This is a genomic window from Flavobacterium riviphilum (assembly GCF_055231795.1).
This window is the reverse complement of record NZ_JBUYSY010000002.1, coordinates 351,957-364,603: the sequence shown is the minus strand read 5'-3', so window position 1 is coordinate 364,603 and position 12,647 is coordinate 351,957. Positions and strand designations below refer to the sequence as shown.

Annotated in this window: 11 protein-coding genes; 3 read left to right on the top strand and 8 right to left on the bottom strand. The window is 32.1% G+C overall.

All coding sequences use genetic code 11. From position 1 onward, the window contains the following. Positions 1–150: 150 nt before the first annotated feature. Positions 151–1,026, bottom strand: coding sequence for a hypothetical protein (locus ACZIX2_RS04265; protein WP_463338842.1), 876 nt, complete (start codon positions 1,024–1,026; stop codon positions 151–153). A gap of 95 nt (positions 1,027–1,121) precedes the next feature. Here ACZIX2_RS04265 and ACZIX2_RS04260 point away from each other — a divergent pair, with 95 nt between their 5' ends. After that, positions 1,122–2,162, top strand: a complete 1,041-nt coding sequence (locus ACZIX2_RS04260; RefSeq protein WP_463338841.1) for a formimidoylglutamase — start codon at positions 1,122–1,124, stop codon at positions 2,160–2,162. 103 nt (positions 2,163–2,265) lie between these two features. After that, positions 2,266–3,516, top strand: a complete 1,251-nt coding sequence (locus ACZIX2_RS04255) for a DEAD/DEAH box helicase (protein ID WP_463338840.1) — start codon at positions 2,266–2,268, stop codon at positions 3,514–3,516. Between the two features lie 297 nt (positions 3,517–3,813). Here ACZIX2_RS04255 and ACZIX2_RS04250 read toward each other — a convergent pair whose 3' ends face one another. From ACZIX2_RS04250 to aroC, 3 genes are all read right to left on the bottom strand, one after another. Then, positions 3,814–6,060 (bottom strand): response regulator, encoded by a 2,247-nt coding sequence (locus ACZIX2_RS04250; protein ID WP_463338839.1) that lies wholly within the window; start codon positions 6,058–6,060, stop codon positions 3,814–3,816. Between the two features lie 135 nt (positions 6,061–6,195). Beyond that, on the bottom strand, positions 6,196–7,452 hold the full coding sequence (locus tag ACZIX2_RS04245) for a dicarboxylate/amino acid:cation symporter (RefSeq protein WP_463338838.1): 1,257 nt from the start codon (positions 7,450–7,452) through the stop codon (positions 6,196–6,198). A 35-nt stretch (positions 7,453–7,487) separates the two neighbouring features. Continuing rightward, on the bottom strand, positions 7,488–8,549 hold the full coding sequence (aroC, locus tag ACZIX2_RS04240; RefSeq protein WP_463338837.1) for a chorismate synthase: 1,062 nt from the start codon (positions 8,547–8,549) through the stop codon (positions 7,488–7,490). 334 nt (positions 8,550–8,883) lie between these two features. Between aroC and ACZIX2_RS04235 the strand changes: the two genes are divergently transcribed. Next, positions 8,884–9,312 carry a hypothetical protein gene (locus tag ACZIX2_RS04235; protein WP_463338836.1) on the top strand — a complete coding sequence of 143 codons (429 nt, stop codon included), beginning with the start codon at positions 8,884–8,886 and terminating at the stop codon, positions 9,310–9,312. Positions 9,313–9,407: 95 nt separating this feature from the next. On the opposite strand, the gene bshA is transcribed toward ACZIX2_RS04235, so the two are convergent. The 4 genes from bshA to ACZIX2_RS04215 form a co-directional block, all read right to left on the bottom strand. Continuing rightward, complete coding sequence (gene bshA / locus ACZIX2_RS04230) at positions 9,408–10,541, bottom strand: N-acetyl-alpha-D-glucosaminyl L-malate synthase BshA (protein ID WP_463338835.1); 1,134 nt, start codon at positions 10,539–10,541, stop codon at positions 9,408–9,410. Between the two features lie 69 nt (positions 10,542–10,610). Continuing rightward, positions 10,611–11,207, bottom strand: a complete 597-nt coding sequence (locus tag ACZIX2_RS04225; protein WP_463338834.1) for a phosphatase PAP2 family protein — start codon at positions 11,205–11,207, stop codon at positions 10,611–10,613. Between the two features lie 138 nt (positions 11,208–11,345). After that, a complete protein-coding gene (locus ACZIX2_RS04220) occupies positions 11,346–11,828 on the bottom strand; it encodes an ABC transporter ATPase (protein ID WP_463338833.1) in 483 nt (160 codons plus the stop codon). Between the two features lie 16 nt (positions 11,829–11,844). Next, a complete protein-coding gene (locus ACZIX2_RS04215) occupies positions 11,845–12,636 on the bottom strand; it encodes a (Fe-S)-binding protein (RefSeq protein ID WP_463338832.1) in 792 nt (263 codons plus the stop codon). Between the last annotated feature and the right edge of the window lie 11 nt (positions 12,637–12,647).

The window sequence follows — 12,647 nt, the reverse complement described above, 5'->3', positions numbered from 1 at the left end:
AATTGTTGTTTTTTAAAAATTTTGGCAAAAGTACAAAATTAGCTTTGTTTTTCTTGTAATTACACAGGTATCTTTTTATGTATTAAAACCATAACATAAAAAAACCGTCTCTACCTAGAGACGGTTTGATAAAACAGCAATGCTATTGTATTATTTCAATGAAAAACTAGTTTTAGAAACCAATTCTCCGTTATCAAAGATATTGATGAAGTAATTTCCTTTTGCAAAATCTTTACCGGGTAAATCTTCAGAAACATCTACTGTTTTATTTTGATAAGTCACAGTTGTTTTGAAGCTATAAGTTAAAGTGTTTTCTCCAAAGCTCTCTGTTTTTTTATCTCCTAAAACATTGTTTTGACTATCGATTACTTGGATATAGTACGTTTTATCGCCTGATTTTGCAATTTTATTTTCAGCGATAGTAAAGCTTACTTTTAGAATATCTGCTCTTCTTGCTTTTTCTGTCTCGATTTGTTTACCTGAACTTCTTAATTTGTAGGCAGCTGTTTTAGTATTTAAAATTGTAAGTTTAGAACCTTTCTCTACAGTTTTAGAAAGTTCTTCATTCTGACCTACTAAAACTTCATTGAATTTTTTAGATTCACCTAAAACCACTACAGTACTATCTCTTTGCGCTGTAACTTTGGCATTAGCTACTTTCAATCCTTCATTTTCTTTCATCAATACTTTTAGCTTGTTTTGTAACACAGCTACTTGAGATTTGAATTTAGAAACATCTCCTTTAGATTGATTTAATTCATCCATTAGAGCAACAATTTTATCTCTTTCTTGAATTAATTCTTCAGACATTGAAGTGTTTTCTGCAATAGCAGCATCATAAGTTGTTTTTAAGGCTTGTAAATCTTTCATTACTGCCTCTTTTTCAGATACCGTGGTAGTCAATTCTGTTTTAACTACTTCTGCATCAGAAGAAATTTTAAAAATATATACTAAACTACCTGTTAATAAAACAGCTAAAACGGCAATAATGGCTTTTAGACTTGAATTGTTTTGTTGATTTTCCATGTTTAAATTTTTTTGACAAATTTAGGGTTATAATTATTTCTATAACGCGAATTAACATATTTATATTATTTTTGAAAGAAAAAATTATAAAAAAAATGGAAAAATTAGTCCCATTTACCACTTTTGATCTTGCCAAGATCACAAATCATAGAAGTGGTGAACTAAAATTTGGGGAAAAAATGGTAATTATTCCTAAAGATACTCCTTTGTTACCCTTTATAAAATCCTCTGAAGCAAAATATGTATTATTTGGTATTCCTGAAGATATTGGAGTAAGAGCAAATTATGGAAGACCAGGTGCAGCTTCAGCCTGGGAAAGCGCCATTAAAGGAATTGCCAATATTCAACACAATCGATTTTGTAAAGGAAGCCAAATTATAGTTCTAGGTCACATAGACGTCTCTCAAGAAATGCGTGAGGTAGAAGGACTAGACTTCAACAAAGTAGACGATCGATCGAAGTTGAGTCAATTGGTAAAGAAAATTGATAAAGAAGTTTCTTATATAGTATGCAAAATAATTCAAGCTGGAAAAATCCCTATTATTATTGGAGGCGGACATAATAATTCCTATGGCAATATTAAAGGAACTGCGTTGGCCAAAGGAAAAGCAGTCAATGCAATTAATTTTGATGCTCATTCTGATTTTAGAATATTAGAAGGAAGACATAGCGGCAACGGCTTTTCATATGCCTACGAAGAAGGTTTTTTAAAAAAATATTTCATTTTTGGGCTACATGAAAATTATACTTCAAAAAGTGTACTTGACATTATTAAAAAGTTAGAAGACAGAGTGCGTTATAACACTTATGATGCTATCAATATCAGAAAAGAAAAAGATTTCAATCAAGAATTAAACACTGCGTTAGATTTCATCAAAAACGACCCTTTCGGCATTGAAATTGACTTAGATGCTATCCCAAATATCGCAAGTAGTGCTATGACTTTAAGTGGATTCTCGATAGAAGAATTACGCTGCTTTATTTCATTTTTTTCAAAACAAAAAAACGCAAGCTATATCCATATTTGCGAGGGCGCCCCCGATTTGGACCAGGAGAAAAACAATCATTTAATCGGGAAACTTATTGGATATTTAGTAACTGATTTTATCAAAGGATGCAATCAAAGATTTGTGTGAAATTAAAAAATAAAATTACTTTAAAATAAACCTCAAAAATATAACACTATCTTTGCAGCCTTTCCTTTTGAGATGTTCCTAAGGAGTTAAACAATATAAAAAAATGGTATTCGAAGATTTATCCTTGTCCAAAAGTATTCAAAAAGCAGTAATTGAAGAAGGTTATACTGCTCCAACACCTATTCAAGCTCAAGCCATACCAATTGTATTAGCTGGTCGTGATTTGATAGGATGTGCCCAAACTGGAACAGGAAAAACGGCTGCGTTTGCCATTCCCATTATACACCATTTACATCGCATTGTGGGTTCTTCCAAAAAGCAAAAACAGATTCGAGCATTAATTATTACTCCTACAAGAGAACTTGCAGTACAAATTGGGCAAAATTTTGACACCTATGCCAAATATACTAATCTAACGCAATTAACCATTTTTGGAGGAGTCTCTCAAAATTCACAGGTAGAAACACTTCGAAAAGGTGTTGATGTTCTAATTGCTACTCCTGGGCGCTTATTAGACCTACACAAACAAGGTTTCATAAATTTAGATCACTTGCATACATTGGTTTTGGACGAAGCAGATCAAATGTTGGATATGGGCTTTGTAAATGATGTAAAAAAAATCGTCAAACTTACCCCAAAAAACAGACAAACTTTATTGTTCTCTGCCACTATGCCTATTGCAATACGAGAACTCGCGGAAATGTTCCTAACCGATCCGGCCACCGTTACCGTTTCGCCTGTTTCCTCTACAGCAGAAAAAGTTGAACAAAAAATATATTTTGTTGAAAAAACGGAAAAGAGAAACCTCTTACATCATTTAATAAAAAATGAAAACATCAGCGATGTTCTTGTCTTTACCAGAACCAAACATGGCGCAGATAATGTAGTAAAAGCGTTACGCAAACGAGACATAGCTGCAGAAGCTATTCATGGCGACAAGTCGCAAGGGGCTCGTCAAAGAGTGTTAGAAGCCTTCAAAAACAAAGAAATTGGAGTGCTCATTGCTACAGATATTGCCGCAAGAGGTATTGATATTGACCAACTACCATTTGTAATCAATTTTGATTTGCCCAATATCCCAGAGACCTATGTACATAGAATTGGAAGAACAGGTCGAGCTGGCAAAGGAGGTATTGCCATTTCATTTTGTGGAAAAGATGAACAACCGTATTGGAAAGACATTCAGCGCCTTATCAAAGTTGACGTTAAAACCATTACAGACCATCCTTTTCCTTGGCAATCACAAAAATCCAATAACGAAGAAAGCAAACCTAAAGGAGCCAATAGAAGTAAGAAAAATACAAAATCTAGAAAATCTACCAACTCGAAACAAAATAAGAAACGCTGGTATTAAACATAAAGATGCTTGGCACGGATTGGTAACAATCAAATTTTCAAGAATTTTATCAAAAAATAATTAAAAAATTAAATGTTAGTTTGCTTTACAAAATTACAAGAATTGATACTACAATAAACACAATTATCTATTTTTACTTTTTAGTCTTTATTATATTTGCTATATTTTATTTCTTTATACAATATTTAGTAGGGTGTTGTTTAGTTTTCCTTTTTTACTAATTAACCACTAATAAGTTGAACCTGAAATTGATAATTTTTATTAAGAAATAGTTGATATTTAGATTTTTTTTGCTTAATTTATGTTATTGCTTACCACGGGATTAGTACTATTGTTATTTTTATTTTCATTATTATGAATTAGCAAATTCATAGTTTTAAAGAGTTTAGCCTGATCAAATGGTTTTATAATAACATCATTTATTCCAGCCGAAATAGCTTCTTCTGCAATTTCATCTTTATCAAGTGCTGTTAAAGCAATGATTGGAGTTGTAATTTTATTATTTCTAATCACTCTCGTTGTTTCAAAACCATTCATCAAAGGCATGTTGATATCCATAAGTATTATATCAAAAGTTTCCGCTTCAAGTACTTTTAATGCTTCATACCCATCATCTACCACTTTACATTTAAAGTTATTTTTTTGCATTATTTTCTTAGTAACCAATTGATTAATTTTATTATCCTCAACAATTAATATTTTAAAATTTTTATTGTTTGACAAATTTACTATGTGATTATTAATCAAAGTATTAGTTTTATCAACATTACACTCAAAAACCAGAGTAAAACTAAAAGTTGTACCTTGGCCCAATTCACTTTCAATATGAATTTCACTATTAAATAAGCTCAGAAGCCTTTTAACAATAGACAATCCTAATCCCGTTCCTTGATAATCAGTTTCAACTCTACCAAGTTGAACAAACTTATCAAATATTTTATTTTGATCTTCTTTAGCAATTCCTACTCCATTATCCTTAATCATGAAAGTAATATGATTAAAATCTCCTTCTTTTTTAACCAATTTTACGCTTAAAACAACTTTACCCTTTTTGGTAAACTTTAATGCATTACTAGTAAGATTCATTAAAATCTGAGAAAAGCGCATTTTATCACCAATCACATATTCAGGTATAGTAGGATCTACTTCTAAGACAAATTGATTTTTATTGTTTTTTGCCAAATAAGACAGTGAATTTAAAATCATTTCAATTTCATCAGAAATATTAAAAGTGGTATTTTCTAAATACACTCTTTTCTCATCCATCTTATATATTTGCAAAATATCATTTACCAAGGAAAGCAAATACCGTGCTGAAAATTTAAGGGAACTCAAATGGGAACTTTTGGCCAATTCCTTGTGTTCATCTATTAGCATATTGGTAATTCCAATAACCCCATATAAAGGTGTACGCAATTCGTGACTAATAGTGGATACAAATTGAGATTTCAGTAATGAAGCTTCTTCTGCTTTATCTTTGGCTGATTTCAAATTATCGTTAACAATCGTCAACTCCTTATTGATTTTTCGCTTAAAACTATTATTCCGGATTAAGACATAAATTAAGGTAAGCATTACTCCTAATACTACTAAAAAGAGCGCTACTATAATTCTTGTTTTTCTTAAACTTTGTATTTGAGCCTGTTTTATACTCTGAACCCTTGCAAGCTCTCTTTTATACTCATCTAATTCAATGCTTATTCCTGATTTTGACGCAAGAATTAGCTTGTTTTCGTCGTAAAGTTTGTTATTTATAGAATCGTATTTTCGAACATGACCATAAGCATCTTTGTATGCTCCAGTTTGGAATAACATTTTTGCGTATTCATTATGAGCATAAGCTAAATTGTTCAAATCACGTTGTTTACCCCCTAATTCAATAGCCTTTTCAAAATGAAATTTGGCTTTTAAAAAACTTCCGATATGACTATAAAACATCCCATTAACCATATGATGTACTACAGCAAACGACTCTTTTCCATACTTTTCAAAATTCTCATTTGAATACTTCAGATATTTCAATCCTTCAACGTAATTCGATTGATCAAAATAAACCCAAGTCATGTTTAAATTAAGCAACAATGTATAGAAATTATGTTGCATTTTTTCACTATAAATAAATGCTTTTTGGTAATAGGAAATCCCAATATCAAATTGCTTTTTTTCAAAACAATAAATGTTACCAAGGTTGTTATTAACTTTAAATTTTAACGAATCTATTGGGGTTTTATTGGCAAAAAATAAAGCTTTCTTATAGTATTTTATCGCTTTATCTATTTCTGAAAATTCTTTGTAATTGGTCCCAAGTAAGTTATACGCCAACGAAAGCAAAACGGTGTCCTTTTGTTTTGCGCTTTCATTTAAAAGTTTTCGAGTAATGATCAATGATTTCTCAAAATCCTGCTGTTTGAAGGATTGACAAGCACCTCTATAATCTTTTAAATTTAACTCATGTTTTGATATAAAATCTTGAGCAAAACAAGATGCTTTTATACATATTATCAGAGTTAAAATTAAAAAAACTATGCGATTCGAGGACATACTTTGATATATTTACTCAAATATACACTAATAATCATTTAATTAACTATTTATTTTTAACAAAAAAAACCTATTTGAATTAACAAATAGGTCATATAATACATTAGTTGAGTATTGCTACATCTTAATTTAATCTTATTCTTCGCCTTCCCATTTACCTACTACAGAGGTGGCCAAAGCATTTCCTAAAACATTGGTAGCACTTCTAAACATGTCACAAAAATGATCAATAGGCAAAATTAAGGCTATACCTTCTACCGGAATATCAAACATGCCACAAGTTGCTGCCACTACTACCAAACTGGCTCTAGGCACACCCGCAATACCTTTACTAGTAAGCATTAACACTAATAACATTGTGAATTGTGTTAGCAAATCCAATTCAACACCATAGGCCTGGGCTATGAAGATTCCTGCAAAAGTCATATACATCATACTTCCATCCAAATTAAAGGAATACCCTAAAGGAAGCATGAACGATACAATTTTATCTTTAACTCCAAAATTTTCAAGCTCTTCAGTTAATTTAGGAAAAACTGCTTCAGAACTTGTAGTTCCAAATGCAATGATAAGTGGACTCACAATTCGTTCCATTAAAGTTTTCATTTTTTTACCCAAGAAGAAATACCCAACCACTATCAAAATAAACCATAGCGTTGCTATTCCTATCAAAAATGAGCCAAAAAACTTAAAATAAGTTACCGCTAATTCGCCAAAATCTCTTACTGCAAATACACCTGCTATTGCGCCAAACACCCCAATTGGAGCAAATTTCATCACATAGTTAACCATTTTTAAAACAATATGTGACAATTTATCTAACGCATTAACAATGGGTTTTGCCGTATCGCCTAATGAAGCAGCGGCTAATCCAAAGAAAATTGAAAAAACAACAATTTGCAATATTTCATTGGTTGCCATAGCCTCAAATACACTTTTGGGTACAATATGCTCAATGAAGTTATTAAATGAAAGACTTTGTGTTTTGGATGTAACATCTGAAACTGCCCCCACATCTACATTAGATAGATTTAATCCAACACCTGGTTGCAAAAGATTTACATACAACAAGCCAATCAAAAGGGAAATAAATGATGCGGTAAAAAACCAACCCAGAGCTCGACCTCCAATTCTTCCAACCGCTTTAACATCTCCTAGTTTTGCAATTCCAACTACTAAAGTCGAAAATACTAAGGGAGAAATAATCATTTGAACCAATCGAATAAACACAGTAGCTAATATCTTAATTCGACTACTGAATTCTTGAGCGGTTTCTTCGGAAATTACATTGTGAATAATAACACCCAATATGGCACCAAGTACCATAGCAATAAGGATTTGCCCTGTCAGGCTTTTAAAAAAACTATTCTTTTTAGGTTGTTCAAGCTGCATATAAATTATTTTGGTTGGTTAAAGGTTTTGTAATATTATAGGTAAGTTTTATTGATTAAGTAAAAATCTGCCAACACCATTGCCGCCATAGCTTCTACTATAGGTACTGCACGAGGAACCACACATGGATCATGTCTACCTTTTCCAATCATATCTACGTAATTCCCTTCATTATCAATAGTTTCTTGTTTTTGCATAATAGTAGCAACTGGTTTAAAGGCAATTCTAAAATAGATATCCATACCATTACTTATTCCTCCTTGAATCCCTCCGGACAAATTAGTTTGAGTAGTTCCATCACTATTATATTTATCATTATGATCACTGCCTTTCATCTTAGCCCCACAAAATCCACTTCCATATTCAAATCCTTTAACGGCATTGATAGACAACATCGCTTTTCCTAACTCGGCATGCAGTTTATCAAATACTGGCTCTCCCAAGCCTATAGGCACATTCTGTATTACACAGGTAACGGTACCACCTACGGTATCACCTTGTTTACGAATTTCTTTGATATAATCTTCCATGCGTTGCGCCATTTCGGAATCAGGACAACGAACTGGATTATCTTCAATAGTTGAAAAATCCAATTCTTGATAAGGCTTTTCTAAAAACAAATCCCCAACCGATGAAACATAGGCGTGGATTTTAATATTTGGAAGGATTTGTTTAGCAATAGCCCCTGCTACTACTCTACTGGCAGTTTCACGAGCAGAACTTCGGCCACCACCTCTATAGTCTCTAAATCCGTATTTCTTATCATAAACATAATCAGCATGACTAGGACGATAACTATCTTTGATGTGTGAATAATCATCTGATTTTTGATTGGTGTTAGGAATAATAAAACCTATAGGGGTTCCAGTGGTTTTTCCTTCAAAAATACCGGAAAGAAACTGCACTGCATCAGGTTCTTTTCTTTGAGTTACTATGGATGATTGTCCAGGTTTTCTTCTCGACATTTCATATTCAATTGCTTCCAAATCAATTGTAATTCCTGGAGGGCAACCATCAATTACTCCCCCTAATGCTTCTCCATGTGATTCGCCAAAAGTGGAAACTTTATACAGTGTTCCGAAACTATTTCCTGCCATTTTAAAAAATTTTTAGCAAATGTAAGTTTTAAGTCGTAAACAAAAAAAATAAAAACATCTTAAAAATAAAAAATTAACAAAAATGGTGATATATTATAAAATATAACTTGAAATAAATCAAAAAGTAATATTTTTATATTAAAAAGCAATTTTAAAAGTCAAATTTTGTTTTTCAAAATTAAAATTCCCCTGATTTATAAATATACATAACCTTAAAAACTTTCCTTGATAAAATAATAAAATATTGAAATGCAATTAAAAATTTGTTGGTAGAATTTTTTTTATTAATTTTATCATAATCAAACTATTAAGTACTAATTTTAAAACTCACATTATGAAAAAATTATTATTTGGATTATTGTTCTTGGGTGCTGTTCAGTTTTCGAGTGCACAAGAAGTAGGGGTTAGATTTGGTGATGTGCTAGGCAATGACATTGCTGTTGATGCCGTTTTTAGCGCTGGAAAATTCAGTAGAATTCATGCTGATGTTTCTTTTGGAGACAATGTTGGTGTTGAGGCTTTGTATGATTTCATCTACAGACCTTTGGGAGGAGAATCATTTAATTGGTATTTAGGTGTAGGACCTTCTGTTTTATTTGCAAATGATTTTCATTTGGGAGTAAGTGGAGAAGTTGGTCTAGAATACAAATTTAAAGGAGCACCTATTGCTCTTGGAGTAGATTGGAGACCAACTTTTTGGATAATCGAAGACACCGATTTTAGAGCTGGTGGATTTGGATTAAACCTAAGATATGTTTTCTAACATCGAACGTAATTAAAAAAAAGAGGCTTTTATGCCTCTTTTTTTATTACATATTTCTTTTGTTTCTGTAGATAATTATATGTTTTGCCTTCCCGCTATTTATATTTTTGAATGGCACGTTGATACAGAGATTCATAAATCGGTAAAATATTTTTTATATCAAATTTTATTGCTGTCTGGTACGCATTTTTTTTAAATTGACTCAACGTTGCTTCATCTTTTAGTATTGTAATAGCATTGCTTGCCATTTCCTCCACATTCCCTACATCACTTAAAAACCCAGAAAATCCGTCACTGTTCACCTCAGGCAACCCACCTGAATTGCTTGAAATTACAGGTACTGAACAAGCCATAGCTTCCAAAGCTACCAAACCAAAACTTTCTGTTTGAGAAGGCAACAAAAATAAATCAGTTAAGCATAATATTTTATCAATCTCATTACTGTTTCCAAAAAATATTACTTTATCTAGAATACCTAATTGCACACACAAATCCTCAGCCTTTTCTTTCTCTGGCCCCTCTCCAACCATCATGAGCTTGGATGGAATTTCTTTTTGTATTTGATAAAATATCTTAATAACATCTGGAATCCGTTTTACAGATCTGAAATTACTAATATGAGTAATAATTCTTTCATCGGGTTGTGCCATGACGCTACGTTGACATGGCATTTCGGTGTCCTTTTTATTTTTCTCCAAATCAATAAAATTTGGAATTACTTCAATCTCATTTTTTATATTAAATAATTTTAAAGTATCATCTTTTAAACTTTGTGAAACAGAAGTTACAAAATCCGATTTATTGATACTAAATGTAACAGCAGGTTTATAAAAAGGATGATTGCCTACTAATGTAATATCCGTACCATGTAAAGTAGTTATCATTGGTATAGAAATACCTTCATCTTTTAGCATCTGTTTAGCCATATAACCCGCATAAGCATGTGGTATGGCATAGTGAACATGAAGTAACTCTATCTGATAGAGCTTGACCATGTCAACTAACTTACTTGAAAGTGCTAACTCATAAGGTTGATAATGAAATAAGGGATATTCTGGTACATTGACTTGATGATAATGAACTTTAGGATTCAAAAGTGCCAAACGAACAGGTTGACTGTAAGTTATAAAATGAATTTCATGCCCACGCTTCGCAAGTTCAAGTCCTAGCTCTGTTGCTACAACTCCACTTCCCCCAAATGTTGGATAACAAACAATAGCTATTTTCATACTTTTTATTTAAAAGAACGAAATTACTCAAAAATAAAATGCTAAAAGTTAAGAAAAACCAAAAAGAAATCATTTTTCTGAACGCCTTTTCTTATCGAACCATCGATTAATTTTGTGTGTTAAGTAAGCAGAGCCACTACCGAGTAAAGCCCCAACTAAAACATCCGAAGGATAATGTACACCTAAATGCATTCTTGAATAACTCACGCCTGTAGCCCATAAAAAAGATGGTGCAATGACATACCATTTTGGATAAGCAATACTTAATGAAGTGGCAGTTGCAAAAGTAATTGAGCTATGTCCCGATGGCATCGCGTAACCACCTGCTGAGGTTAATTTTTGAAATTCTGGATGACTTACAAATGGGCGTTCTCTTTTGATTATTTCTTTTAATGCTACCGTTATAAATACAGATGCTGCAACGGACTCACCAATTTCTATGGCTTTTTGTTTAAGTACATCGTCTTTTTTCACTAAACCAACAACATACATGGTAGCTGGCGCCCCAATACTTCCTAACGCATACGTATGTGTTAATTGCTGAAAAAAACAATCCAATTTTTGATTTCTGTTAACATGAACGGATTCTAATATTTCGACATCAATAGATTGAGAAAACAAATTCAACGAAATAAAACAGAAACCTAAAAAAAAGAAATGACGCATTATAAAAGAGTATTATTAATAGAAACTCAACTTATTGTTAGTTAAGTAAAAAATACCGAAAAGGGCGAAAATAAATTATGAGATACAAATAAAAAAAAGGCTTTTTAACTCGAAATTTAAAAAGCCTTTCATTGTAAACTAAAAAAATCGGCTATGCCAACTATCCATAGCAGGCACTTCCCAAAATTCATTAAATTCTTGAATCGTATTAACTAAATTATTAAATACAATTGTGTTTTCGGTAACTGCTTTGTCTTTCACCATTTTTTTAAAATCAATCAATGGCTTATGTGCAATATGCTCACCAACTTTAAAAGTCACATTCATTTTATCTAATAAATCAACATTATATTTTTGCTCCAAACTTTGAATAAAAGCAACAGAAGAGTCAATTGAACAACCCGTAGCTGTTTGAACTTCTTGATTTACTGCTAATATAATAAAACGATTGTATTTTAGTAAATATGAGGACTCCAAACTCGTTCCATGAGCGGCCCATTCATTCAAAAAAGATTGAATTGAAACTTCAATTTCTTTCATCTCTTCATCAGAAAATTTTCTATTGGATTGATAAATCCAAACTTTTGATGACAACGGTAAACTTTCAAAAGGTACCCACATGGTTTAATTTTTTAAATTATAAATCTTCAGCATTTGCAATAAGTTCAGCGATATCCAAGACCTGAACTTGATTTTCTTTCTCTTTATTTTTTACTCCATCAGTGAGCATTGTATTACAAAACGGACAGCCAGCAGCAATAATATTAGGATTTGTATCTAATGCATCTTCTGTTCTTTCAATATTAATTTCCTTATTTCCGTTTTCTGCATCCTTAAACATTTGAGCTCCACCAGCACCACAACACAATCCATTTGCTTTTGAACGCTTCATTTCGACCAATTCAGCATCCAACTTCTCAATTAAATTTCTTGGCGCTTCATAAATCGAATTGGCTCTACCCAAATAACAAGGGTCGTGAAAAGTGATTTTTTTTCCTTTAAATTGACCTCCTTGAATAGTTAATCTGCCTTCCTCCAACAAAGATTTTAAAAATTCTGTATGATGCACTACTTCATAAATCCCTCCAAGCTCAGGATATTCATTTTTCAAGGTATTAAAACAATGAGGACAAGCAGTAACAATTTTTTTGGCTTCATAAGCATTCAAGACTTCGATATTCATCATGGCTTGCATTTGAAACAAAAACTCATTACCAGCTCTCTTTGCTGGGTCACCCGTACAACTTTCTTCGGTACCTAATACTGCAAACGAAACATTCGAACGATTCAAAATTCGAACAAAAGCTTTAGTAATTTTTTTGGCTCTATCATCAAAACTACCTGCACAACCTACCCAAAATAACACTTCAGGTTGTTTGCCTTGAGCAAGCATTTCGGCCATGGTTGGCACTACTAAATTTTCTGACATATGGTGTATTT